25 protein-coding genes are annotated in these 26316 nt (G+C 53.8%); 3 read left to right on the top strand and 22 right to left on the bottom strand.

All coding sequences use genetic code 11. The features are described 5' to 3' along the window. Window positions 1–36: 36 nt before the first annotated feature. Complete coding sequence (gene arfB, locus HWQ15_RS12595) at window positions 37–453, bottom strand: alternative ribosome rescue aminoacyl-tRNA hydrolase ArfB (protein ID WP_022647119.1); 417 nt, start codon at window positions 451–453, stop codon at window positions 37–39. Then, window positions 450–995, bottom strand: a complete 546-nt coding sequence (locus HWQ15_RS12590) for a YaeQ family protein (RefSeq protein WP_022647118.1) — start codon at window positions 993–995, stop codon at window positions 450–452. The genes arfB and HWQ15_RS12590 overlap by 4 nt, the downstream gene beginning before the upstream one ends. A 195-nt stretch (window positions 996–1190) precedes the next feature. On the opposite strand from HWQ15_RS12590, the gene HWQ15_RS12585 reads away from it, so the two are divergent. Both HWQ15_RS12585 and rof read left to right on the top strand, forming a co-directional pair. Next, window positions 1191–1391, top strand: coding sequence for a YaeP family protein (locus HWQ15_RS12585; RefSeq protein WP_003856146.1), 201 nt, complete (start codon window positions 1191–1193; stop codon window positions 1389–1391). After that, entirely contained in the window at window positions 1378–1638 is a 261-nt protein-coding gene (rof, locus tag HWQ15_RS12580; protein WP_063148789.1) for a Rho-binding antiterminator, read from the top strand. Before HWQ15_RS12585 ends, rof begins: the two co-directional genes overlap by 14 nt. A gap of 26 nt (window positions 1639–1664) precedes the next feature. Here the strand turns inward: rof and tilS are convergent, their stop codons facing one another. The 20 genes from tilS to rpsB all read right to left on the bottom strand — a co-directional run bounded on the left by tilS (window position 1665) and on the right by rpsB (window position 25145). Beyond that, window positions 1665–2951, bottom strand: coding sequence for a tRNA lysidine(34) synthetase TilS (gene tilS, locus HWQ15_RS12575; protein ID WP_063148788.1), 1287 nt, complete (start codon window positions 2949–2951; stop codon window positions 1665–1667). Window positions 2952–3009: 58 nt separating this feature from the next. Next, window positions 3010–3399, bottom strand: coding sequence for a VOC family protein (locus tag HWQ15_RS12570; protein WP_022647115.1), 390 nt, complete (start codon window positions 3397–3399; stop codon window positions 3010–3012). A gap of 66 nt (window positions 3400–3465) precedes the next feature. After that, window positions 3466–5598 (bottom strand): lysine decarboxylase LdcC, encoded by a 2133-nt coding sequence (locus HWQ15_RS12565; protein ID WP_063148787.1) that lies wholly within the window; start codon window positions 5596–5598, stop codon window positions 3466–3468. Between the two features lie 100 nt (window positions 5599–5698). Further along, window positions 5699–6658 (bottom strand): acetyl-CoA carboxylase carboxyl transferase subunit alpha, encoded by a 960-nt coding sequence (gene accA, locus HWQ15_RS12560; protein WP_003856154.1) that lies wholly within the window; start codon window positions 6656–6658, stop codon window positions 5699–5701. 12 nt (window positions 6659–6670) lie between these two features. Beyond that, the gene (dnaE, locus tag HWQ15_RS12555; protein ID WP_063148786.1) at window positions 6671–10153 is read right to left on the bottom strand and encodes a DNA polymerase III subunit alpha; all 3483 of its coding nucleotides are present in this window, start codon (window positions 10151–10153) and stop codon (window positions 6671–6673) included. A 38-nt stretch (window positions 10154–10191) separates the two neighbouring features. Next, window positions 10192–10788 carry a ribonuclease HII gene (rnhB, locus tag HWQ15_RS12550; RefSeq protein ID WP_022647112.1) on the bottom strand — a complete coding sequence of 199 codons (597 nt, stop codon included), beginning with the start codon at window positions 10786–10788 and terminating at the stop codon, window positions 10192–10194. Next, window positions 10785–11933 (bottom strand): lipid-A-disaccharide synthase, encoded by a 1149-nt coding sequence (gene lpxB, locus HWQ15_RS12545; protein ID WP_023305467.1) that lies wholly within the window; start codon window positions 11931–11933, stop codon window positions 10785–10787. Before lpxB ends, rnhB begins: the two co-directional genes overlap by 4 nt. Next, window positions 11933–12721 (bottom strand): acyl-ACP--UDP-N-acetylglucosamine O-acyltransferase, encoded by a 789-nt coding sequence (lpxA, locus tag HWQ15_RS12540; protein WP_063148785.1) that lies wholly within the window; start codon window positions 12719–12721, stop codon window positions 11933–11935. The genes lpxB and lpxA overlap by 1 nt, the downstream gene beginning before the upstream one ends. Window positions 12722–12724: 3 nt before the next feature. Then, a complete protein-coding gene (gene fabZ, locus HWQ15_RS12535) occupies window positions 12725–13180 on the bottom strand; it encodes a 3-hydroxyacyl-ACP dehydratase FabZ (RefSeq protein ID WP_003856165.1) in 456 nt (151 codons plus the stop codon). Between the two features lie 104 nt (window positions 13181–13284). Further along, the gene (lpxD, locus tag HWQ15_RS12530; RefSeq protein WP_022647110.1) at window positions 13285–14310 is read right to left on the bottom strand and encodes a UDP-3-O-(3-hydroxymyristoyl)glucosamine N-acyltransferase; all 1026 of its coding nucleotides are present in this window, start codon (window positions 14308–14310) and stop codon (window positions 13285–13287) included. 3 nt (window positions 14311–14313) lie between these two features. Beyond that, window positions 14314–14808 carry a molecular chaperone Skp gene (gene skp / locus HWQ15_RS12525; protein WP_006810039.1) on the bottom strand — a complete coding sequence of 165 codons (495 nt, stop codon included), beginning with the start codon at window positions 14806–14808 and terminating at the stop codon, window positions 14314–14316. A gap of 123 nt (window positions 14809–14931) precedes the next feature. Next, window positions 14932–17349, bottom strand: a complete 2418-nt coding sequence (bamA, locus tag HWQ15_RS12520; RefSeq protein WP_022647109.1) for an outer membrane protein assembly factor BamA — start codon at window positions 17347–17349, stop codon at window positions 14932–14934. A 31-nt stretch (window positions 17350–17380) separates the two neighbouring features. Beyond that, window positions 17381–18733: a sigma E protease regulator RseP gene (rseP, locus tag HWQ15_RS12515; RefSeq protein WP_022647108.1), complete on the bottom strand. Its 1353-nt coding sequence runs from the start codon at window positions 18731–18733 to the stop codon at window positions 17381–17383. 11 nt (window positions 18734–18744) lie between these two features. Continuing rightward, complete coding sequence (cdsA, locus tag HWQ15_RS12510) at window positions 18745–19602, bottom strand: phosphatidate cytidylyltransferase (RefSeq protein ID WP_003856175.1); 858 nt, start codon at window positions 19600–19602, stop codon at window positions 18745–18747. Window positions 19603–19614: 12 nt separating this feature from the next. Beyond that, complete coding sequence (ispU, locus tag HWQ15_RS12505; RefSeq protein WP_003856176.1) at window positions 19615–20373, bottom strand: (2E,6E)-farnesyl-diphosphate-specific ditrans,polycis-undecaprenyl-diphosphate synthase; 759 nt, start codon at window positions 20371–20373, stop codon at window positions 19615–19617. 185 nt (window positions 20374–20558) lie between these two features. Beyond that, window positions 20559–21758, bottom strand: a complete 1200-nt coding sequence (gene ispC / locus HWQ15_RS12500) for a 1-deoxy-D-xylulose-5-phosphate reductoisomerase (protein WP_023299367.1) — start codon at window positions 21756–21758, stop codon at window positions 20559–20561. A gap of 92 nt (window positions 21759–21850) precedes the next feature. After that, window positions 21851–22408, bottom strand: a complete 558-nt coding sequence (frr, locus tag HWQ15_RS12495; protein WP_003856180.1) for a ribosome recycling factor — start codon at window positions 22406–22408, stop codon at window positions 21851–21853. Window positions 22409–22575: 167 nt separating this feature from the next. Then, entirely contained in the window at window positions 22576–23301 is a 726-nt protein-coding gene (gene pyrH, locus HWQ15_RS12490; protein ID WP_008501910.1) for a UMP kinase, read from the bottom strand. Between the two features lie 149 nt (window positions 23302–23450). Then, a complete protein-coding gene (tsf, locus tag HWQ15_RS12485; RefSeq protein WP_015572722.1) occupies window positions 23451–24302 on the bottom strand; it encodes a translation elongation factor Ts in 852 nt (283 codons plus the stop codon). A 117-nt stretch (window positions 24303–24419) separates the two neighbouring features. Then, window positions 24420–25145 carry a 30S ribosomal protein S2 gene (gene rpsB / locus HWQ15_RS12480; RefSeq protein WP_022647105.1) on the bottom strand — a complete coding sequence of 242 codons (726 nt, stop codon included), beginning with the start codon at window positions 25143–25145 and terminating at the stop codon, window positions 24420–24422. 321 nt (window positions 25146–25466) lie between these two features. Between rpsB and map the strand changes: the two genes are divergently transcribed. Further along, complete coding sequence (gene map, locus HWQ15_RS12475) at window positions 25467–26261, top strand: type I methionyl aminopeptidase (protein ID WP_022647104.1); 795 nt, start codon at window positions 25467–25469, stop codon at window positions 26259–26261. Window positions 26262–26316: the final 55 nt, after the last annotated feature.

Raw genomic sequence — 26316 nt, 5'->3', positions numbered from 1 at the left:
ACATTCCTTATGAAAAAGTGTGTCCCTTTCGTCACATTACGGGTGACGGACTTTGCCACGCAGTGACTTTACGGTGGATTTCTGCGCCTTCGATGACAACCGACGTTCTTTCGATGCCCGCGTTGGACGTGTTGCCCGGCGACTTTTTTGTACAGCCGTCAGCTCTTTTATGACCGCCGCCAGTCTGGAAAGTGCCGCTTCCCGGTTCATTTCCTGGCTGCGATATTCCTGCGCTTTAATCACAATCACACCTTCACTGGTGATCAGATGATGGCTGGCGGCGAGCAGGCTTTCTTTATAATACTCTGGCAGGCTGGAGGCCCGGATGTCAAAGCGCAAATGGATAGCCGTTGAGGCCTTGTTAACGTGCTGCCCCCCTGCGCCCTGAGCACGGATGGCGGTGATCTCCAGCTCGTGATCAGGGATGCTGACGTTTCGGGACAACTCAATCATGATACGGGCTGCCAGGCCGTGAGATGAATTTCCAGATTATTCTGAGAATCGGAAAGCCAGATGGCGCCGTCCTGAATCGTTGCCTGAAGCGCCATTGTCCGGCTGGCGAATGCGCTCAGCTGTGCCAGTTGTTCATCGTCCAGATACCAGACGGTAAGATTTTTGAACTGCGCACATTTATTTTTGTTTTGCTGCCACCAGATCTCCGCCGCGCGCTGGTTGTAGGCAAACAACGCCACTTCAGCTGACTGGGTGCACGCCTTTTTGATCCGGCGTTCATCCGGCAGGCCAAGCTCAATCCATAAATCGATACCCAGATGATCGTTGCGCAGCCAGGCTTCCGGTTCATCTTCCGCGCTTAAACCACGGGTAAATTGCAGACGCTCGTCGGCATACTTAATCCACGCCAGCAGGCGCAGCATCATGCGCTCCTGGGTTTCAGAAGGGTGACGCGCCAGCGTCAATGACGCATCCAGAAACTGGTTACGGTCAAGATCCGCCACATTGACCACAGCTTTATAAATTGTCGCTTTCAGCGCCATGAGAGAACTCCTTTCGAATCAGGCGTACATTGTAGCGAAAACCGCAGCAAAAGGCTGTTACGAGGTGGTGGCACCCCGTTATCAAGGCGCTGATATTGCTTAAATGAGTATGGTATAGTCACCTTGCTAAACCGAGTTTAACTTCGTAGGCTTAATGATATCTCACAGTAAGTCAGTACGCTGGCAGGAGGTGATGTGAATAATTATTGTGAGTTGATTCGCAGACGGTATGCGGAAATTGCCAGCGGAGATCTGGGGTACATCCCGGATGCGTTGGGCTGTGTATTGAACGTGCTGAATGAAGTGGCCTCTGATGAGAGCCTTTCTGAATCGGTCAGGGAAAAAGCAGCGTATGCTGCGGCGAATTTACTGGTGAGCGATTATGTCGATGAATGATATCTATCAACCCATCAATTGTGATGACTATGACAACCTCGAACTCGCCTGCCAGCATCATTTTATACTGACGCTGGAGCTAAAAGATGGCGAAGTGCTAAAGGCAAAGGCCAGCGATCTGGTTTCCCGTAAAAATGTGGAATACCTGGTTGTGGAAGATGCAGGTGCAACGCGTGAGCTACGCCTCGACAAAATTGCCAGTTTCAGCCATCCGGAAATCGGCACCGTCGTGGTGAGCGAATCCTGATAACCAACGGGCAGCCAGGCTGCCCGTTACGCTTTCCATTCAAAATTGACACCCGCTTCAGCCCACCCTTCCTGGGTAATAAACACACCTGCCGCCGCGATGAGCGTGTCGCCGTAAAACACAAGCGGCGTGGTATCACGTCGCCAGGGCGGAACGTTCTGTTCCTGCCAGATTTTCTTCAGTTTACGCCCGCCGTTACGCCCAACGATATGCAGCATGCCGCTGGCCCTGAAGCGTATGGTGACGTTCTCGTCCGGCTCAGGTAGACGCACATTGCCCGAATGGCTTAACGCAACGACACCGGCATTCAACGGTAGCGTTAGTGCTTTTTCCGGCGACGGCCAGTCGAGCACAACGTCAGCCAGCGACGGCACAGATTTCACCCACCATAGTTGCTCTTTATAGCGCCTGACGTCATAACCATTCAGGTGTATACACGGTGCGGCATCTTCCCGCGCCTGTGCAACTTCTTCCCAGATACGGTTGAGCATCGCCCGGGACGGCATAACCGCACGGTGGGAAGCCAGCCAGCGACGAATCAGAGCAGCCCGACGCACGGGGCTCATCACTTTCAACGGCGCAATGTTCAGGGCACCGTCAGCGGTAGTCAGCGTATTCAGCTCCCCGCTCAGCAACTCATCCAGCAAGCTTTCCTGTTCAGCACAAAGCATGGCACTTCTGGCCACCGCTTCGGAAAAATGGGCCCAGCGCTCACTCAGCAGCGGTAAGACGCGCAGGCGCAGGAAGTTACGGTCGTAACTGTCGTCCTGATTGCTTTCGTCTTCAATCCAGCGCAGATGATGTTGCTGCGCCCAGGCTTCCAGTGATGCGCGCGTCTCACCCAGTAGCGGGCGGATGAGCTCTGTTTCAGCAAAACCAGCACGCTCAGGCATGGCGGATAAACCCGCAGGCCCGCTGCCCCGCTTGAGCGCCAGTAAAAACGTCTCGCACTGGTCGTCCAGATGCTGCGCGGTGACCAACGCTTCTCCAGGCTGTAACGCGCCGGAAAACGCGGCGTAGCGGGCTTTGCGCGCCTGCGCCTCAATACCCAGCCCTTCATCCTCAAGCGTGACGCGTTCAACGATTAGCGGGATCGCCCACCCTGAGCACACCGCTTCGCAGTGCGCCACCCAGTCGTCGGCATGGGGGCTTAAGCCGTGATGGATATGCATCGCCCGCAGCTGGACGTCAGGCTCACGGTCGCGCCAGAGCTTAAGACGGTGCAGCAAAACGGTGGAATCCACGCCACCGCTGAACCCCACCAGCAGCTGGCGGTAGGGTGAAACGGCGTGCGCGATAGCGGGTAAGGTCATAGGAAATTACACATAAAAAATGCCCGAACTGAACGGGCATTATCACACATGACGGCGATTACTGCTGATAAAGCTCCAGCGGCAGACCGTCCGGATCGTTGAAAAAAGTGAAACGTTTATCGGTGAAGGGATCGATGCGAATTGCTTCACAGGCCACGCCGTGGGCTTCCAGATGCTTTACCGCGCTGTCCAGGTTATCGACGCTGAAGGCCAGGTGGCGCAGGCCGCAGGCTTCCGGGCGCGAAGGACGCGCTGGCGGGAAAGGAAAAGAGAACAGTTCAATCACATATTGTCCGTTTAACGCCAGATCGCCTTTCCAGGAATCGCGCTCCTCGCGGTAGGCCTCGCTCAACAGCGTAAAGCCGAGAATGTCGCAGTAAAAGGCCTTACTTTTCGCGTAATCGGTGGCAATGATCGCAATATGATGAACAGCTTTTAAACCCAGCATAGTTTCTCCTTTTTATGATGTCCTGAACGTTACAACCGACAACCCGCCCCTGGCAAGCGGCCCCTTTTATTTTAGGACTCTCACCCAGTACACACCGTTATCATCGCGTTTCGCACCGTGAATATCCGTCTCAAAGCCCGGATAGTGGCGCCCTATCGAACAAAGCATCAGCAGGAAATCGAGCACCGCCCGGCTCTCCTCGGTGATCATCTCGCCCGGCATCAGCAGCGGTACGCCCGGTGGATAAGGCAGGATCATGTTGGCTGATACCCGCCCGACCAGGTTCTCCAGCTCAATGGTTTCAACCTCCCCTTTCACCTGGCGCTGCCACGCCCTGTGCGGCGTCAGCTTCATTTCAGGCAGAACATCAAATGCCTGCAGCATCAGGCGCGGCAGATCGTGCTGGCGGATCAGCCTGTGGATCCCCTGGGCCAGATCCTGAATACGCATATTGCGGTAGAAGTCAGGATCTTCCGCGTAGAGATCCGGCAGCATATTCTTCACCCGCAGGTTAAGATCGTATGCGCGCTTAAACTCCATAAGCCCGCGCAGCAGGCCCATCGCGCGGGTTTTATCGATCCCGATACTGAACAGGAACAGCAAATTATAGGGGCCGGTTTTCTCCACCACCACGCCGCGCTCATCAAGGAACTTCGCCACCAGCGCAGCCGGGATCCCTTCCTCACCCATCACACCCTGCTCATCCATACCCGGCGTCAGGATCGTCACCTTAACCGGATCGAGGAACATGTGGTCTGCATCAGCATCCCGAAAACCGTGCCAGCTCTCCCCCGGCGCGACGGGCCAGCATTCTGCTTCATCAATCTCTTCCGGCTGCCAGATATCAAAGAACCAGCCGTCCGCTTCATCTTTAAGTCGCTGAACCTCTTTTCGGAAATGCAGCGCCCGCTCCACCGAACGATTAATAAGGCGTTTCCCGGGATTACCGCGCAGCATCGCCGCCGCCGTTTCGATGGACGCCACCAGCGGGTAGCTGGGCGACGTGGTCGTGTGCATCATGAAGGCTTCGTTGAAGGTGTCCTCGTCGTATTCGCCCTTGATGTGAATGAGAGACGCCTGGGAAAACGCGGCCAGCATTTTGTGCGTCGACTGCGTCTCGAAGAACACCTTGCCCGGCACCCGCTCGCCGCTCATCCCACTTTTACCCGAGTAAATCGGGTGGAAATTGGTGTAAGGCACCCACGCGGAGTCAAAGTGAATCGACGGCACGTCCAGCGTCTGCTTGATCCAGTTCGTGTTGTAAAGCAGCCCGTCATAGGTGGAGTTGGTGATCACCGCATGCACAGGCCAGCTTGCCTCGGGGATCACCGCGATCTTATTTTCAATGGCTTCATGCGCGAACTCACGGCGAGGAATGCCGCCGAGGATCCCCAGCGCATTACGCGTGGGAGACAGCCAGAGCGGCACGACGTCACTCATCATCAGCAAATGCGCCAGTGATTTATGGCAGTTCCGGTCAATCAGCAGGGTGCTACCGGCAGGCGCGGCATACATGCCGACGATCTTGTTCGATGTCGAGGTTCCGTTGGTCACCATGTAGCTCTGCTCGGCACCAAAGGTCCGGGCGATGTACTCTTCGGCTTCCAGATGCGGGCCGGTATGATCCAGCAGAGAGCCCAACTCGGTCACTGAAATCGACACGTCCGCCTTCAGCGTGTTACCGCCAAAGAAATCATAGAACAGGCATCCCACCGGGCTTTTTTGATAGGCCGTTCCCGCCATGTGGCCTGGCGTACAGAAGGTGTACTTCCCTTCATTCACATAGGTGAACAGCGCACGCGTAAACGGCGGGGTGATGTTATCCAGATATTCACCGGTGTACTGCTGAATGCGGGTCGCAATGTCCTCAGCCACGCCGAGCGCGTATTCGAAGAACCACAGCGCCATACGCATATCATGGGCGCTGACGTCCATGGTCGAGTGAGTGTTGATAAAGGCGTACAGCGGAAGATATTCGTTGAGCTTATTGATATCGCTGCACAACTCCATGTCGTATTCGTCCCAGTCGAATATCACGCCACAGATGCGCGGATTGTGTTCGATGAATTTCAGCAGGTCGGCGCTGTTTTGCGGCCAGATTAGCTGATATCCGCGTGCTTTAAGGGCTTGCTCCAGCTCCTTGATGGGTTCGTCTTTATAAAAGACGCCGTGTGGCCCCATGATGGCAATGATGTTCATGGTTTACCTCCTTGAAAAACATCAGATAAGCATAGTTAAGGTAAACGGCAGGTATAAAAAAAGCCGCAACAATGTGCGGCTTTTAGGATAATTGTGAGGCTTACGCGTAACCGTAGGTCATCAGACGCTGATAACGACGGTTGAGCAGATCTTCTGTGCTCAGCACGTCCAGATCCGCCAGATCTGCCAGCAGCTGCGCTTTCAGGGAAGCAGCCATCACTTCCGGCTTACGGTGCGCGCCACCCAGCGGTTCAGGGATAACGGTGTCGATCAGCTTCAGCTCTTTCAGACGTGGGGCAATGATGCCCATCGCTTCCGCAGCCAGCGGCGCTTTATCGGCACTTTTCCACAGAATGGAGGCACAGCCTTCCGGAGAGATAACGGAATAAGTGCTGTACTGCAGCATATTCACTTTATCGCCCACGCCAATTGCCAGCGCACCGCCGGAACCACCTTCACCGATAACGGTACAGATGACCGGCACTTTCAGGCGAGACATCTCACGCAGGTTGCGTGCGATGGCTTCAGACTGACCGCGCTCTTCTGCGCCAACACCCGGGTAAGCACCCGGGGTGTCGATGAAGGTGATGATTGGCATATTGAAACGCTCAGCCATCTCCATCAGACGCAGGGCCTTACGGTAGCCTTCTGGTGCTGGCATACCGAAGTTACGACGGATCTTCTCTTTGGTTTCACGGCCTTTCTGGTGACCAATGATCATCACCGGACGTCCATCCAGACGCGCGATACCGCCGACGATAGCTTTATCGTCAGCGTATGCGCGGTCGCCTGCCAGTTCGTCAAATTCGTCAAACGCCAGGCGGACATAATCCAGGGTGTACGGACGCTGTGGATGACGCGCCAGCTGGGCGATCTGCCATGCGCCGAGATCGGCAAAGATTTTGCGCGTCAGTTCTACGCTTTTTTCACGCAGACGATGCACTTCTTCGTCGATGTTAATATCCAGTTTTTCATCCTGACGGCTTACGGCTGTCAGAGAATCGATTTTCGCTTCCAGCTCTGCAATCGGCTGTTCGAAATCAAGGAAATTCAGACTCATAGTATTCCTGTATTAGTCAAACTCCAGTTCCACCTGCTCCGAACCAATGAGGCCACGGAGATCGTTCAGTAAACGATCGCTCGGAGAGACACGCCACGTTGCACCAAAGCGCAACCGCGCACGTGCATCCGCCCTCTGATAGTAGAGATGTACTGGAATGGTCCCCGAGCGGTGGGGTTCCAGAGACTGACGGAGTCGGTTTAAAAGCTGGTCATCAATTTGCCTGTCCGTCAGCGAGATAGCAAGCCCGCGAGCATATTTTTCCCGGGCTTCGTCAATGTCCATCACTTCACGGGCGGTCATTTTAAGCCCCCCGCTGAAGTCATCAAAGCTGACCTGTCCGCTGACGATAAGTATGCGGTCTTTTTCCAGCAATTGCTGGTATTTATCCAGCGCGTCGGTGAACAACATCACCTCCAGACGCCCGGAACGGTCATCCAGGGTACAGATGCCGATACGATTGCCGCGCTTGGTGACCATTACCCTTGCAGCAATCACGAGCCCCGCAGCCGTGGTGATTTTACCACGTTCTGTCGGATGCATGTCTTTAAGCCTGTGGCCGCCGACATAGCGCTCAATTTCTTTCAGATACTGGTTGATCGGGTGTCCCGTCAGGTACAGGCCTAACGTCTCACGCTCCCCATCCAGCACCACCTGTTCTGGCCAGGGCTGGCAGTTGGAATAGGACTGCTCGATCTGCTCTGGCTCTTCCGCCAGCACACCGAACATATCCGCCTGACCAATGGCTTCCGCTTTAGCATGCTGATCGGCCGCTTTCAGCGCATCGCCGAGCGAGTTCATCAGCGCGGCGCGGTGTGGCCCCAGCCGGTCAAACGCACCGGACATGATCAGTTTTTCCAGCACGCGCCGGTTCAGTTTTTTGGTATCGGTGCGGGCGCACAGGTCGAACAGCTCGCGGAAATAGCCGCCGTTTTTACGCGCTTCGATGATCGCCTCGATCGGCCCCTCACCCACGCCCTTGATCGCGCCGATCCCATAGACGATTTCCCCGTCATCGTTGACGTGGAAATGGTACAGGCCCGAGTTAATATCCGGCGGCAGGATCTTCAGCCCCATGCGCCAGCACTCGTCCACCAGGCCAACCACCTTTTCGGTGTTGTCCATATCGGCGGTCATTACCGCCGCCATAAACTCAGCGGGATAGTGAGCCTTCAGCCACAGCGTCTGATACGACACCAAAGCATAAGCGGCGGAGTGGGATTTGTTAAATCCGTACCCGGCGAATTTTTCCACCAGGTCGAAGATTTTCATCGCCAGTTCGCCATCGACGCCGTTTTTCTTCGCCCCATCTTCAAAGATGGAACGCTGCTTGGCCATCTCTTCCGGCTTTTTCTTACCCATCGCACGACGCAACATATCTGCGCCGCCAAGGGTGTAACCAGAAAGCACCTGGGCGATCTGCATGACCTGTTCCTGATACAGGATGATGCCGTAGGTTGGCTCCAGTACCGGTTTCAGGCTTTCATGCTGCCACTGCACATCCGGATAGGAAATCTCTTCGCGCCCGTGCTTACGGTCGATAAAGTTATCTACCATCCCCGACTGCAACGGGCCCGGACGGAACAGAGCCACCAGCGCGATCATATCTTCGAAGCAGTCTGGTTGCAGACGCTTAATCAAATCTTTCATGCCGCGGGATTCAAGCTGGAAGACGGCTGTCGTCTCGGAGCGTTGCAGCATGTCGAAACTTTTCTTGTCATCAAGCGGGATAGCCGCAATATCCAGCGGCGGCTCGCCGTTCTTCTCACGGCGGGCGTTGATCATCTCCAGCGCCCAGTTGATGATGGTCAACGTACGCAAACCAAGGAAGTCGAACTTCACAAGCCCGGCGTATTCAACGTCGTTCTTGTCGAACTGGGTGACCGGATGCTGACCCGCTTCATCGCAGTACAGCGGCGCGAAGTCAGTGATTTTGGTCGGGGCGATAACCACGCCCCCCGCATGCTTACCGGCGTTACGCGTGACGCCCTCCAGCTTGCGCGCCATGTCGATCAGCGCTTTCACCTCTTCGTCGGCTTCGTAGATTTCCGGCAGCTGAGGTTCAGCTTCAAAGGCTTTCGCCAGGGTCATGCCCGGATCGGGCGGCACCAGCTTAGAGATTCGATCGACAAAACCGTAGGGGTGGCCCAGAACGCGGCCCACGTCGCGGATAACCGCTTTCGCCGCCATCGTACCGAAGGTAATGATCTGTGAAACCGCATCACGACCGTACATATCGGCCACGTGCTCAATCACCTGGTCGCGTTTTTCCATGCAGAAGTCGACGTCGAAGTCGGGCATGGAGACACGTTCCGGGTTAAGGAAACGTTCGAACAGCAGGTCGAATTCCAGCGGATCGAGGTCGGTGATTTTCAGCGCATACGCCACCAGCGAGCCGGCACCTGAACCACGGCCCGGGCCAACCGGTACGCCGTTATCCTTCGACCACTGGATGAACTCCATTACGATCAGGAAGTAGCCAGGGAACCCCATCTGGTTGATCACCTGGAGTTCAATATCCAGACGCTCGTCATATTCAGGACGCTTCTCTTTACGGACCGCTTCATCCGGGAAGAGGAATTCCAGACGCTCTTCAAGGCCCTCTTTCGATTTCATGACCAGGAAATCTTCCGTGGTCATGTCGCCCGTCGGGAACTGCGGCAGGAAATATTCGCCGAGACGCACGGTGACGTTGCAGCGCTTGGCAATCTCTACGCTGTTTTCCAGCGCTTCCGGGATGTCGGAGAAGAGCTCACACATTTCCTCTTCGCTGCGCATGTACTGCTGCGATGAGTAGTTGCGAGGACGTTTCGGATCGTCGAGGGTGAAGCCGTCGTGGATAGCGACGCGAATTTCATGTGCGTCAAAATCGCCCGGCTCAAGGAAGCGCACATCGTTGGTGGCTACCACAGGCAGGCCACGCGCTTCCGCCAGGGCGACGGCCGCATGCAGATAGCTCTCTTCATCCGCACGCCCGGTACGGATTAGCTCCAGGTAATAGCGATCCGGGAAATACTCTTCGTAGAACGAGACGCACTGATCCACCAGCACGTTGTTCCCGCGCAGCAGACATTTGCCGACATCACCCATACGGCCACCGGAGATCAGCAGCAGACCTTCGTTCAGCTCCGCCAGCCAGTCGCGGTCAATCCATGGACCCAGCGCGCCGTAGCCGCGCTGGTAGGCTTTTGAGATCAGCAGAGTGAGGTTCTGATAGCCCGTGTTATTCATGGCTAACACGGAAATTTGCGTCATCTCATCGCCGAGCAGGTCGCTCTGCACGTGGAAATCCGCGCCGACGATGGGCTTTAATCCTGCGCCATGCGCCGTTCCGTAGAACTTCACCAGGCCACACAGGTTGGTAAAATCGGTGATCGCCAGCGCAGGCATGCCAAGCGAGGCCGCCTTCTTTACCAGCGGCCCGGTCTTTGCCAGCCCATCGATCATGGAGTAGTCGCTATGCACCCGCAGGTGTACGAAACGTGGTTCAGCCATCTTCAGATCCCGCGTTACTTAATTGCTTGCGTCTTGATTCAGGACACCAGTCCCAGCGCGCGTTTCACCGGGCCAAAGCTGCGCCGATGATGTTCAGTTGCGCCATGTTCAGCCAGCTTTTCCAGATGGAAAGCCGTTGGATATCCCTTGTGCTGGGCGAAACCATACGCGGGATAAGTGAGGTCCAGCGCGGCCATTTCGGCATCGCGCGTCACTTTGGCAATGATTGACGCCGCACTGATTTCCGCGACGCGGCTATCGCCTTTAACAACAGCCATTGAAGGCATCGGCAGCGCCGGGCAACGGTTACCGTCGATCAGCACATACTCAGGCACAATCTTCAGGCCAGCAACGGCACGCTGCATCGCCAGCATGGTGGCGTGCAGAATGTTCAGATCGTCGATCTCATCCGGCTCTGCGCGCCCGAGACTCCAGGCCAGCGCCTTCTCTTTAATTTCATCGAACAGCGCCAGGCGGCGCTTTTCGCTCAGTTTTTTCGAGTCGTTCAGGCCAGGGATCGGGCGGGCTGGATCGAGGATCACCGCCGCGGTCACAACGGCACCCACTAACGGACCACGACCGACTTCATCCACACCGGCAACGAGGTGGGTATGGGGATAAATAAATTCCATCATTGTGCTAACTCCAGCACCGCATCGGCCGCCTGCTCATCAGCATTACAGCGGATCAGTTGATGCAGTTCACGGAAAGTATCATGCATCTGGTGGCTGGTTTTACCGTTGGCCAGCAGCGGCAGTAATGCATCAGCCAGTGCCTGCGGCTGGCATTCATCCTGCAAGAGTTCTTTCACCAGCTCGCGACCTGCAAGCAGGTTTGGCAGGGATACGTAGTCTGTTTTTACCAGACGTTTTGCCAGCCAGAAGGTAAACGGTTTCATGCGATAACCGACCACCATTGGGCATTTTGCCAGCATACACTCCAGCGCAGCCGTGCCGGAAGCCAGCAGTGCGGCATCGCTCGCAAACATGGCTTGCCGTCCTTTCCCGTCCAGCAGGCGGACGTGAAGATCCGGGGCAACCTCGGCTTTGATACGCTCAAACTGCTCGCGGCGTTTGGCATTCACCAGCGGCACGACCACTTCAAGGTCTGGGTACGTCTTGCGGAGAATTTGCGCCGTTTTCAGGAAATCGGCACTGAGCATTTCAACTTCCGCACCCCGGCTCCCTGGCAGCAGCGCCAGACAGTGCACATCATGCGGGATGCCCAGTTCGTCACGCGCCGCATTTTTATCAGGGTCCAGCGGCATGGCATCCGCCATGGTATGACCGATAAAACGGCACGGGACATTAAACCTGTCGTAAAACGCTTTTTCGAAAGGCAGAAAAGCCAGCACCAGATTGGTGGACCGTCCGATTTTGAAAACGCGTTTCTGTCGCCACGCCCACACGGACGGGCTGACGTAATGGATAGTTTTGATCCCCTGCTTTTTCAGGTTCCCTTCAAGGGTAATATTGAAATCAGGTGCATCAATGCCGACAAAGACATCGGGCTTGAGGTCGGTAAAGCGGCGGGTAAGATCGGCGCGAATATGCAGCAGGCGACGCAGGCGGCCCAGCACCTCGACGATGCCCATCACAGCCAGCTCTTCCATTTCATACCAGGCTTCACAGCCTTCGGCCTGCATCAGCGGCCCAGCCACGCCCACAAAGCGGGCATTGGGTACACGGGCTTTAAGCGCGCGGATAAGACCTGCACCAAGAATATCGCCGGAGGTTTCTCCGGCGACCAGGGCGATAGTAAGCGGACGACTGTCGACCATTAACGAATCAGACCACGGGTTGAACGTTCAAAGAATTCCATGAACGTTTTCACTTCAGGGTGCTTATTCGCCAGCTCGGCAATTTCCGGCTTCGCCTCTTCCAGCGTTTTACCGCTACGGTACAGCAATTTGTACGCGTTGCGGATCGCGGTAATCGCTTCGCGGCTAAAGCCACGACGCTTAAGGCCTTCAATGTTCACGCCAAACGGCGTGGCATGGTTGCCCTGCGCAATCACAAACGGTGGGACGTCCTGCGCCACACCGGAGCACCCGCCGACCATCACGTGTGCACCGATGATGCAGAACTGATGGACTGCGGTCATGCCGCCAATAATTGCGAAATCATCGACCGATACGTGCCCCGCCAGCGTTGCGTTGTTGGCGAGAATACAGCGGCTACCCACGGTACAGTCGTGCGCAATATGCGCATTAACCATAAACAGGTTGTCGCTGCCCACCTTCGTCAATCCACCGCCTTGCGTTGTACCACGATGAATGGTGACGCTTTCGCGAATGCGGTTACGATCGCCGATTTCCACGCGGGTCGGTTCGCCAGCATACTTAAGATCCTGGTTAACTTCGCCGATGGAGGCGAACTGATAGATCTCATTGTTGCAGCCAATGGTGGTATGACCATTCACGACAACGTGAGATTTCAGTACTGTACCCTCACCAATTTCGACATGGGGTCCAACAATACAAAACGGGCCAATGTGGACGTGTGCGCCAATGATGGCACCCGTTTCCACAATGGCGGTAGGATGAATAAAGGCGGATTTATCAATCACGTATCAGGCCTCCCGGCTACGCGCACACATCATTGTCGCTTCGCAAACAACTTTGCCGTCAACCATAGCTACGCCTTTGAAGCGAGTCAGGCCGCGACGCGTTTTTTCAAAAGTGACTTCCATGATCATTTGATCACCAGGCACGACCGGACGCTTGAAGCGCGCCTCATCGATACCCGCGAAGTAATAGAGTTCACCCGGCTCCAGTTTACCTACGCTTTTAAACGCCAGAATACCGGTAGCCTGTGCCATCGCTTCCAGGATCAACACACCCGGGAAGATAGGTTTACCAGGGAAGTGCCCCTGGAAGAACGGCTCGTTAACGGAGACATTTTTCACTGCGCGCAGAAAACGACCTTCTTCAAAATCCAGCACACGGTCTACCAGTAAAAACGGGTAGCGGTGCGGCAGAAGTTCTAAAATCTCTTCAATATGCAGAGTATGAGTGTCAGTAGTCAAAATACTCTTCCTGTCAAATGTACTAAGTAGCAATAATAACACGGCCTGCCGGTTTATAAACAAAGCCGACAGGCCGGGAAATTTAGCGTTAAATGGATGAACGCTTAGTCTTGTTGATCGATTTTGCGCTCAATCGCTTTGAGTCGCTTGCTCATATCATCAATATTCATCACCAGTGCAGCTGTTTTACGCCATACCTTGTTCGGTTGCAGCGGGATACCGGAGGAATAAACGCCGGGCTCAGTGATGGGACGCATCACCATACCCATCCCCGTCACCGTGACTTTGTCGCATATTTCCATATGGCCATTGATCACGCTGGCACCGCCTATCATGCAGTAACGGCCTATTTTCAGGCTGCCTGCCATGATAACACCACCCGCAACTGCGGTATTGTCGCCAATCACAACGTTATGTGCAATCTGGCACTGGTTGTCTATGATAACACCGTTACCAATAATGGTGTCGTCAAGTGCACCACGGTCAATGGTTGTGCAAGCGCCGATCTCAACGCGATCGCCGATAATCACGCGACCCAGCTGCGGGATCTTAACCCAGTTACCCCGATCGTTGGCGTAACCGAATCCGTCAGAACCAATCACCGTGCTGGACTGTACGAGGCAATTCTCGCCAATCTCAACCTCATGGTAGACAGAAACATTGGCCCACAGCCGAGTCCCTGCGCCAATTTTCGTATTTTTTCCAACAAAGCAGCCTGGCCCAATCACCACGTTATCACCCAGCACAACGCCGGATTCGATAACGGCGTTTGCGCCGACTGCCACGTTGTTACCCAGCTGAGCCGTTGGATCAATCGCAGCGCTGGCTGCAATGTTCTGCGCCGGCTGCGGCGTGGTATCAAGAATTTGGGCCATGCGTGCATAGGTCAGGTAGGGATTTTTCACTACCAGTGCAGCGTTAGTGGCAAACGGAAGATCGTCCTGCGTCAGAACAACGGCAGACGCCTGGCACTGAGCCAGGTGTTCACGGTACTTAGGGCTTACCATGAAGGTAATAGTGCCTGCTTTAGCAGATTGCATGGACGCAACAGCGGTGATGACGATATCGCCATCACCGTGTAATTCTGCATCCAACTGCTGAGCTAAATCAGCCAGTCGAATTGAAGGCATTACTTATTTAACCTGTTTCAGAACATCAGCGGTGATGTCTTTAACATCGCTGCTGTTGAATGCAACGGCGTTCGCATCAACAACCAGATCGATACTCTGATCGGCTGCTACTGCTTTAACGGCAGACTGAATACGCGTCACCAGCTTGCCACGCTCTTCGTTAGAACGACGCTGACGATCCTGCTCGAAAGCCTGCGCTTTCTGAGAGAAGGTCTGGCGCTGAGACATGACGTCTTTTTCCAGTTTGCTGCGCTCGCTCGCTTTCATGGTAGAACCATCACGCTGTAAACGCTGCATCTTGGACTGAAGATCACCTTCCATACGTTGCAGTTCGCTCGCACGGCCTTTGAATTCGTTTTCCAGCGTTGCAGAAACGCCCGTTTTCTGTGCAACCTGCTGGAACAAATTACCCATGTTGACGATTGCAATTTTGTCCGCTGCCTGAGCAGAAGTTGCCATCGCTAAACCGAGACCTGCAGCTAATAACCACTTTTTCACAATTAACTCCTTACCATCCCATTGGCACCCGAGGGGTGCCGTTCTTTGCGTGGCAAGGCGACCGTTTTACCGATCGCCGGTTGTCAGCGCTACACTGCCAACGCATTCCATTGCAGCGGATTATTACCAGGTTTTACCAATGTTAAACTGGAACTGCTCCGCTTTGTCTCCATCGTATTTCTTGAACGGCTGGGCGTAGGAGAAGACCAACGGCCCCAGCGGTGACATCCATTGTAATGCGATACCTGCGGACATGCGAATGTTGCCCGGATCGCTGTAGTCCGGAACGCCCGCTGCACGCATCTGGGCGGTATTCTCCCAGTTGGTATCCCACACCGTACCTGCATCCATAAAGAAGGAGGTACGGACAGAGTTCGCGTACTTATCACTGATAAACGGCGTCGGCGTGATGAACTCGAGGCTCGCCACGGCCATGGCGTTACCGCCTACCGCATCATCAGAGCTACAGACTTGTTTTGAATCGCGGCTTGCGCAGTTATCTTCGTCATTACCGCCGTAGTAAACCGCTTTCGGACCAATGTTATTGGACTGGAAGCCACGAACGGTGCTTGAACCACCGGCGTAGAAGTTCTCATAGAACGGCAGCTCTTTGCTTCCGATACCGTCACCATAGCCCCAGCGGGTACGACCCAGTACGACCCACTTGTGGTCGTCATCAATTGGGAAGTAGGACGCCGTATCCAGAGTGACCTTGTAGAACTCGTTATCCGAGCCCGGGATCGTCACCTTACCGTTCAGGTTAACGCGTGAACCTTCCGTCGGGAAGTAGCCACGGTCAAGACGGTTGTAGGTCCAACCGTAGTTGAAGGTGAAGTCATCCGCGGCGAAACCGTTGTCATCGCTGGACGTACTTGCAGACTGACCGATGGAGTCCAGGTAACGCCACATCGCCACCTGCGGTTGCATGTTAGACAGGTCGTTATGCACGTACCCTAAACCTGCACGCAGGGTGTTGTATTCGTTAACCGGGAAGCCGAGCGTACCATCCAGACCGTAACTCTTGTTGGTATACGAGGAGAGGTCCGCGTCGTCTGCTTTAAAGTCGTTATAGAAGATACGACCACCCAGGCTTACACCGTCCACGGTGAAGTATGGGTTGGTAACGGAGAACTCAGAGTAGGTCTGGTAGTCGTTTTTCGTCCCGTTGATACCGACAGAGTAACCCGTACCCAGCCAGTTATCCTGCTGAACGCCGACCTGGAAGCTCACGCCACTTTCAGTACCGTAACCAATACCGAAGTTGAAACTACCGGTATTACGTTCTTTAACTTTATAAACAACATCCACCTGATCCGGACGACCTGGTACACGCTGAGTATCGGTATCGACCGTTTCGAAGTAGCCCAGACGGTTCAGACGCTCTTTACCCTGGTCGACCAGATCGCTTCCCAGCCATGCCCCTTCCATCTGGCGCATTTCACGGCGCAGAACGGAGTCTTTAGAGGTATCGTTACCTTCGAAGCGGATTTTACGCACGTAGAAACGGTTGCCCGCATCAACGTTAACGTGAAGCTTAACAGTCTTATCCGCGTCGTTAATTTCCGGCTGCGTTTGCACACGCGGATACGCATAACCATAACGGCCGAGCAGCTTCTTAATGCTGTCTTCCATTTTGGTGACTTTAGATCCGCTATAAAGATCGCCCGGCTGAATTTTGGTCAGAGATTCAATTTCAGCAGAATGTCCTGCCAGGTTGCCGCTGACTTCAACACCTGAAAGCGTGTATTTATCGCCTTCTGTGATGTTAACGGTAATGTAGATACCTTTCTTGTCCGGAGTCAGACTCACCTGAGTTGAATCGATGTTGAAACGGGCGTAACCGCGATCCAGATAGTAGCTGCGCAGGGTTTCAAGGTCACCCGCCAGTTTCTGTTTCTGGTATTTACGATCGCCTACCACGTTCCACCACGGCACTTCGTCACGCAGCTGGAAGTTGGAGATCAATTCGTCGGTGCTGAACGCGTGGTTACCCACGATGTTGATCTGCTGGATCTTCGCAGAAACACCTTCCTGGAAGACCAGTTTCAGGTCAACACGGTTACGTGGCAGCGGTGTAACAACCGCTTTAACGCTCGCGCTGTATTTACCGACGCTGTAATAGAAATCTTCCAGACCTTTTTCAATGTCTGCAAGGGTTGTGCGGTCCAGAGATTCCCCCACACGAACACCCGATGCCTCAAGGTTCTGCTTGAGCATGTCATCTTTCACCGACTTGTTGCCGGAGAAAGTGATGCTGGCAATCGTTGGACGTTCTTTTACCTGAACCACCAGCGTATCACCATCGCGCAGGACGCGGACGTCCTCAAAGTTGCCAGTGGCAAACAGAGCACGGATGGTGTTACTGATATCTTCATCATTAACCGTATCGCCGGGGCGCACAGGCATACTGAGGAGGGCCGCACCAACGGCGACACGCTGAAGGCCTTCGAAATGAATATCTTTCACTACGAACCCGTCAGCACCGTATACGGTCGCGCTGCTAAACAGCAGCGACGCTATGAGCAACTTTTTCATCGCCATCGTTATTATGCGTTCTTCCTAACTAACTCTCTTACAACCGAGAGAAATCATTGAAAAGTGCAAGCCCCATTAACAGCACCAGCAAAATCGAGCCAATGCGATAACTAAAGTCTTGAACTCGCTCGGATACCGGTCCGCCTTTTAGCTTTTCAATCGCTAAAAACAGCAGATGGCCCCCATCTAATACGGGAAGCGGGAACAGGTTGATTATCCCCAGGTTCACGCTAATCAGCGCAAGGAACATGAGATAGTAAATCACCCCGAACTCCGCTGACATCCCAGCCCCCTGAGCAATCGAAATTGGCCCACTGAGGTTGTTCAGTTTCACATCACCGGTTATCAATTTCCCCAACATGTTGACCGTAAGCTTCATCAGCTGCCATGTTTTATCCGTGGCCTCAACGATGGCGCTAAACGGCCCATACTGGCGTATTGTCTTGTACTCATCTGGCAGTGGGATCACTTTCGGCACAACGCCGGCAAACCCTTCCGCCTTACCGCCGCCCGATTTGGTATCCGGGGTGAGGGTCAGTGAGAGCGAACTCCCCTGCCTTTCCACTTCCAGCGCGAGCGGCTTGCCTGGATTATCGCGCACCAGAGTAACAAAGGTCATCCATTGTGTTAATGGCTGACCATCGACTTTAACGATCCTGTCACCCGCTTGTAAACCTGCTTTACTCGCTGCCGAATTAGACTGTACTTCGGCTAACACCGGCTCGATCTGCGCGCTGCGCGGGCGAATCCCCAGTGTAGCGACTGGATCCTCTTTGTCTGGCTCAAAGCGCCAGTGGCGTAAATCCAGCACTTTTTCCTGCCGCTGGTCGGAACCAAAAGGCGATACGCTGACGGTTGTCTGCTCATCACCGATTTTCGCAACCAGTTGTAACCTCACGGCATCCCAATCAGGGGTTTCGATACCATCAATCGCTTTAAGTTCCATTCCCGGTGTAATTTGCGCCGTTGCCGCAATGGAACCCGTGGTGATTTCACCCACAACCGGGCGTACGCCAGGCACGCCGATAATAAACACCAGCCAGTAGGCGAAGATAGCGAAGATGAAATTGGCTACCGGTCCGGCAGCGATGATGGCAGCACGTTGGCCAACAGTTTTATTGTTGAACGCGCTATGTCGAAGTTCCGGGGCGACAGGCTCAACGCGTTCGTCGAGCATTTTGACATAACCGCCCAGGGGGATCAGAGCAATGACAAACTCGGTGCCATGCTTATCGGTGCGCTTCCAGAGCGATTTGCCAAAGCCAATCGAGAATCGCTCTACCCGCACACCACAGCGCCGGGCAACCCAGAAATGGCCAAATTCATGCACGGTAATCAGTACACCCAATGCAACAATGAACGCCGCCAGATTCCAGAGAATGCTCAGCATAAAACCTTCCGTTATATCGTCCCAAACACCAGTAAAAGCAGGCAAGCAAATACGGGAACAGCCGCGGTAAGGCTGTCAATGCGATCCAGTATTCCGCCATGTCCTGGAATCAGGTGACCACTGTCCTTAATCCCTGCTTCACGCTTAAACATGCTCTCGGTTAAATCACCCAGTACCGATGCCAGCGCCGCGAAAATCGAACATACCAGCAGCGTGGAGGGGGCAACCTCAAGATTCGCCCAGACGCCATAGCCCCAGGAGATAATCGCTGCCGTAAACAGGCCGCCGATGAAGCCTTGCCAGGTTTTGCCCGGAGAAACCTTTGGCGCCAGTTTATGTTTGCCAAACAGTTTACCAAACATATAGGCTCCGGAGTCAGCCCCCCAGACGAGAATCATCACATAAAGCAGCCATATTGCGCCGCTGTAGTGGTTTTCGTCATAGTGCCAGGCGCGCAGCGCAACCATACCCCAGAAGAACGGAACAATCGTGAGCAGACCAAAAATAAGGCGCAACACTTTAGAGTTACGCCAGATCGCCGCAGAGCCCGGGTAGAAAAGCACTAAAACAAGCGCAGCAATCCACCAGGCCAGCGATATCCATAAGGATCCGGCAACCAGCGGCTGGTGAACATCGTGATGATATTCAGGCAAGGTATACAGCATCAGGGCCAGTAAAAAACCACAGAGTACCGCCAGCCATACCCGCTGAGTGCGCGAGGTAAAGCCGCTAAGCTGCCCCCATTCCCACGCGGCGAGCATACACACCACCAGCGTAACAATAGCGAATCCCACCGGAGGCAGTAAAAACAGCGCTGCGATAACGACGGGTATTAATACAAAAGCGGAAATCAGGCGATACTTCAGCAAAAGCTACCCCCATCAGGCGTTATCGCCACCAGGCTCGGTGCCGCCGAAACGACGCTCTCGATTGGCAAAGGCATGCAGCGCACCTTCAAAGTCTTGTTCATCAAAATCTGGCCAAAGAACATCCGTAAAGTAAAGTTCAGCGTAGGCAATTTGCCACAGCAAAAAGTTACTTATGCGATGCTCCCCCCCTGTCCTTATAACCAAATCCACGGGAGCCAGTTCATTCATGCAGATTTGCTGACTCAGCGCCTCTTCATCTATCTGGTCGGGTCTTAACAGCCCTTCCTGAACCTGCTCAGCCAAATGCCGAACCCCCTGGATAATATCCCAGCGTCCGCCGTAATTCGCCGCGATATTGAGCGTCAGGCCGGTATTATTTTCCGTCAGCGCTTCAGCTTTGCGAATCCGTTCCTGCAAACGTGAGTTAAAACGACTGGTTTCGCCAATAATACGCAAGCGGACGTTGTGGCGGTGCAGGCTTTTTACTTCACTATCGAGCGCCCACACGAACAGTTCCATCAACGCAGTCACTTCTTGCGCAGGTCGATTCCAGTTTTCACTGCTAAAAGCATAGAGCGTTAACGCATCAATGCCGTTATTGGCGGCAAAAGAAACGGCGCGGCGAACAGATTTCGCCCCGGCTTTATGCCCAAAGGCTCGTATCTTCCCTTGTCTTTTCGCCCAGCGGCCATTGCCATCCATGATGATTGCAACATGGCGACAGCCATGTGCTGGCAAGTTTTCGCTTATTGGTTGATTCGCAGACAACATAACGCGTTTTTAGTCCCTGAAAGGATTTAACGGTACACAGGAATACTGAAGCCTATACATAAAAAAGCCGTGTCATACCACGGCTTACCTGACCACTTAAAGCCAAATACCTGCGATCAGGTGGCGCAGACTATATCACTGAAGCCCAACGCTAACAAATAGCACGACGACTAGTGCTTGCTTTATCACCAGCTTGCGAGACGTGTCACCTGTTTACGCGCAACAATACGTGCCTGTTCATCCACGGCCAGCACCTCTTCCACACTCTGCGGCTCACGCAAATCCATCATCTCCAGCACGGATAAATTCAACGCGGCTATATCAGTAAAGCGGATCTGCTGATTCAGGAATGCTTCAACGGTCACTTCATTGGCTGCATTAAGCGCCGTTGTCGCCGCCTGCCCCTGATCGAAGGCCGTCATCGCCAGTTTCAGGCAGGGATAACGGTCGTAATCAGGCTCGCTAAACGTCAGTGAACTCAGCTTGCAAAAATCGAGAGGCTTAACGCCCGATTTTACGCGGTTTGGCCACGCCATCGTATGAGCAATAGGCGTACGCATATCCGGCTCGCCCAACTGGGCCAGCACGCTGCCGTCCTGATAGCGCACCATAGAGTGAATCACCGACTGCGGGTGGATCAGCACTTCCATCTGTTTCGCCGACGCATTGAACAGCCAGCGAGCTTCAATGTATTCCAGACCTTTATTCATCATGGTGGCCGAATCGACGGAGATCTTACGCCCCATTGACCAATTCGGATGACGACACGCCTGATCCGGCGTCATTGCGCTCAATTCAGACAGTGGCGTTTCACGGAACGGGCCACCAGACCCGGTAAGCAGAATCGACACAACGCCATTCTGCTCCAGGTCAGCGTACCCCAGGTTTTGTTGAAAAGGTTGGGGTAAACTCTGAAAAATCGCGTTGTGCTCGCTATCGACCGGCAAAAGACGCGCCCCACGCTGTTTTACCGCCTCCATAAAAAGGCGTCCGCAGGTGACCAGCGACTCTTTATTTGCAAGCAGAACATCTTTTCCCGCATCAATAGCGGCAAGCGTCGGCAGAAGACCCGCCGCCCCGACGATTGCCGCCATTACCTGATCAACTTCATCAAGCGAGGCCATATCGCAAGCCGCCTGTTGCCCGCTGAGCACTTCGGTACGACAGCCCTTCTCCTGCAACAGCGCTTTCACCTGGCGGGCGCTCTCTTCATCATCCATCACCGCAAAACGAGGGGTAAACTCCATGCACTGTTCGACCATTCGCTGCACGTTTTTTCCGGCCACAAGTGCGGTCACGGTGTAGCTGTCGGGATTATGACGTACGACGTCGAGAGTGCTGCAACCGATAGAGCCGGTCGAGCCGAGGAGAGTGAGATGCTTCATGAGATGCCCAAAAGTTAGACCAGATAAAAGCAAAACGCCGCCAGCAAGACTCAATGTCCTTCTGAACGGCGTTTATCAGTGTATAGCGAAAATCAGAACTGCATCAGTTCCGCTTCTTTTTCTGCCAGCGCCGCATCAATTTTCTTGATCGCCGCGTCGGTCATTTTCTGAATGTCGTCCTGAGAACGACGATCGTCATCTTCGCTGATCTCTTTTTCTTTCAGCAGGGCTTTCACTTTATCGTTCGCATCGCGACGCACGTTACGCACGGAAACGCGACCCTGCTCTGCTTCACCGCGAACGACTTTGATCAGGTCTTTACGACGCTCTTCCGTCAGCGGAGGCAGTGGAACGCGAATATCCGCGCCCGCTGAGCTTGGGTTCAGACCCAGGTCAGATGCCATGATCGCTTTTTCAACGGCCGGGCTCATTGAGCGATCGAACACGTTGATTTTCAGGGTACGGGTATCTTCTACCGTCACGCTCGCCAGTTGACGCAGTGGCGTAGGCGTACCGTAGTATTCTACGATGATGCCATCCAGCAGGCTTGGGGAAGCACGGCCAGTACGGATTTTGCTGATTTGGTTTTTGAACGCTTCTACGCATTTGTCCATGCGTACTTCAGCATCTTTTCTGATGTCGTTAATCACGATACGAATCCTTGAAAACTTGTCTCAGGCAGACTATCCGCCAGCACAGCGCTACAGGTGTGCTAAGTATAGTCGCGTTTAATTCATGACAGCGCCAAAGGCGCGTCCAGGTAAGATACCACTACAAAGTAAAGCGGAATCTTACCTGTATTTATCGCCGACGGAAATTATTCCGTGATCAAAGTGCCTTCTTTTTCGCCCATCACGACGCGACGCAGCGCGCCAGGCTTGTTCATGTTGAAAACACGGATCGGCAGTTTATGGTCGCGAGCAAGCGTAAAGGCGGCAAGATCCATCACTTTCAGCTCTTTATCCAGCACTTCGCTGTAGCTCAGCTGATCGTACATGGTCGCTGAAGGATCTTTTGCCGGGTCGGCAGTAAACACGCCATCTACTTTGGTCGCTTTCAGCACCACATCGGCTTCGATTTCGATACCGCGCAGGCAGGCTGCGGAATCGGTGGTAAAGAACGGGTTACCCGTACCGGCGGAGAGGATCACCACGCGGTTGTTGCGCAGCAGGCTGATAGCCTCTGCCCAGCTGTAGTTATCGCATACGCCATTCAAAGGAATAGCGGACATCAGGCGAGCGTTCACATAGGCGCGATGAAGCGCATCACGCATCGCCAGGCCATTCATCACGGTTGCCAGCATCCCCATGTGGTCGCCCACTACGCGGTTCATCCCCGCTTTCGCCAGACCAGCACCACGGAAAAGGTTGCCACCGCCAATGACCACGCCAACCTGAATACCCAGTTCGACCAGTTCTTTGATTTCCTGTGCCATGCGATCAAGGATGCTTGCGTCAATACCGAAGCCTTCCGATCCTTGCAGCGCTTCGCCACTCAGCTTAAGCAGAATGCGTTTGTACACGGGTTTTGCATTGGTAGCCATGTTTCTTTCCTGAGACTGTCAACGATTAAGATGGGGTTAATTCTGGCGACATGATATGTCGCAAATCAGCACAGCGATACTGGAGCCTGTCTGATTTCGTGAGACGGGTGACAAAAAGAAGCCGCCCTCAGGCGGCTCCTTTTCAATCATTAAGACTGCTTGGACATGGCAGCAACTTCTGCTGCGAAGTCAGTCTCAACTTTCTCGATGCCTTCGCCCACTTCGAAGCGGATGAAGCCAGTCACGTCAGCGTTGTGCTCTTTCAGCAGCTGAGCAACAGACTTGCTTGGATCCATTACGAAAGGCTGGCCAGTCAGAGAAACTTCGCCGGTGAATTTCTTCATGCGGCCTTCAACCATTTTCTCTGCGATTTCTTTTGGCTTACCAGACTGCATCGCGATGTCCAGCTGAACCTGGTACTCTTTCTCTACCACTTCAGCAGACACGTCTTCTGGCTTAACGAATTCTGGTTTGCTTGCAGCGATGTGCATTGCCAGCTGTTTAACCAGCTCTTCGTCAGCGCCTTTAGCCGCAACCAGAACACCGATACGCGCGCCGTGCTGGTAAGAGCCCAGAACATCGCCTTCCAGGGAAGATACGCGACGGATGTTGATGTTCTCACCGATTTTAGCAACCAGCGCAACACGCTCTTCTTCGAACTGTGCTTTCAGCACTTCAACGTCAGTGATTTTGCCTGCAACCGCTGCGTCCAGAACTTTGTTAGCAAATGCCTGGAAACCAGCATCTTTAGCAACGAAGTCAGTCTGGCAGTTAACTTCCAGAATGATGCCGTAGTTGCCGTCGATTTTGGTGATGATCACGCCGTCAGCAGCAACGTTGCCTGCTTTCTTAGCTGCTTTGATCGCACCGGATTTACGCATGTTTTCGATTGCCAGCTCGATGTCGCCGTTCGCTTCGGTCAGCGCTTTTTTGCAATCCATCATGCCTGCGCCAGTACGCTCACGCAGCTCTTTTACCAGGGATGCGGTAATTTCAGCCATTCTTAAATCCTCGGGAGATGTGAACTGCCCGGCCGGGAGCCAAACAGTATAAATTGAAAAAAGGGGCCGATAATGGGCCCCTATTCATACACGGTACTAATAAGGGGTAAAACCTTATTATTCAGCTTCTACGAAGCTTTCTTCCGCCTGAGAAGCCAGATCCTGGGAACGGCCTTCACGAACGGTAGCAGCTACAGCGCTCAGGTACAGGCTAACAGCACGGATTGCGTCGTCGTTACCCGGGATAACGAAGTCAACACCGTCCGGATCGGAGTTGGTATCAACGATAGCGAATACCGGGATACCCAGGTTGTTAGCTTCTTTGATTGCGATGTGCTCGTGGTCTGCATCGATTACGAACAGCGCGTCTGGCAGGCCGCCCATATCTTTGATACCGCCCAGGCTGTTTTCCAGCTTGTCCAGTTCACGAGTGCGCATCAGCGCTTCTTTCTTAGTCAGCTTATCGAAAGTACCGTCCTGAGACTGGGTTTCCAGATCTTTCAGGCGCTTGATGGACTGACGAACAGTTTTCCAGTTGGTCAGCATGCCGCCCAACCAGCGATGGTTCACGAAGAACTGGTCGCAGCTGTTAGCAGCATCTTTCACAGCTTCGCTTGCAGCGCGCTTAGTACCAACGAACAGAATCTTACCTTTACGGGAAGAGATCTTGCTCAGCTCAGCCAGGGCTTCGTTGAACATTGGTACAGTCTTCTCAAGGTTGATGATGTGAACTTTGTTACGTGCGCCGAAGATGAAAGGCTTCATTTTCGGGTTCCAGTAACGGGTCTGGTGACCGAAGTGAACACCAGCCTTGAGCATGTCGCGCATGGAAACAGTTGCCATGTTTAAAACCTCTATATTGAAAGTTGGGGTTATGCCTCCACGTATCCCATATTACCGACCCCGAAGGGCACCCCGGAATATGTGCCGATACGTGTGTGTTGTTACACAAAGTGAGATTTGTCGCTCCCGTCCAGCCTGTGTATCTGAGATGGATCGGAAGTCCGGCGCGCTTTATATCACAAAACACGGCCAGAAACCAATAATTGTTGGCGGAGTGTGCTGTTAATGATTCTCAATTTGGCACGGGGTGCGCCTGACTGATACCATTGACAACACTTACACTAGTATTGTCGAAAAAATCGACACCGATGGACAGATTACATGGCTATCTCTATTAAGACACCTGAAGAAATTGAAAAGATGCGCGTCGCCGGTCGTCTGGCCGCTGACGTGCTGGAAATGATCGAACCGTTTGTGAAACCGGGCGTCAGCACTGGCGAACTGGATCGCATCTGTAACGACTATATCGTCAACGAGCAGCACGCGGTCTCCGCCTGCCTTGGCTATCACGGTTTTCCAAAATCCGTCTGCATCTCTATTAATGAAGTGGTTTGCCACGGCATTCCGGATGACGAGAAGCTGCTGAAAGATGGCGATATCGTCAACATCGACGTGACCGTCATTAAAGACGACTACCACGGTGACACCTCTAAGATGTTCATCGTTGGCAAGCCAACGATTCTGGGCGAGCGCCTGTGTAAAGTCACCCAGGACAGCCTCTACCTGGCGCTGAAAATGGTGAAGCCAGGCATCCGCCTGCGCACCATCGGCGCCGCAATCCAGAAGTTTGTGGAAGCGGAAGGTTTCTCCGTGGTGCGTGAATATTGCGGTCACGGTATTGGTCGTGTGTTCCATGAAGAACCGCAAGTTCTGCACTATGATGCAGACGACGGTGGCGTAGTGCTGCAAAAGGGCATGACCTTCACTATTGAGCCAATGGTCAACGCGGGCGATTACCGCATCCGTACCATGAAAGATGGCTGGACGGTAAAAACCAAAGACAGAAGCTTGTCTGCCCAGTACGAGCATACTATTGTGGTTACAGACAACGGCTGCGAAATTATGACGTTGCGCAAGGATGACACCATCCCGGCGATACTGACGAACATTGAGTGATAAGAAGCCGGCGAATGCCGGCTTTTTTAATGGCGATAGCTTTTTCTTATGGGTG

Source organism: Enterobacter sp. DSM 30060 (genome assembly GCF_013375955.1).
Classification (GTDB): domain Bacteria; phylum Pseudomonadota; class Gammaproteobacteria; order Enterobacterales; family Enterobacteriaceae; genus Enterobacter; species Enterobacter intestinihominis.
The sequence above is the reverse complement of the archived record's forward strand: the minus strand, read 5'-3'. Positions and strand labels throughout refer to the sequence as shown.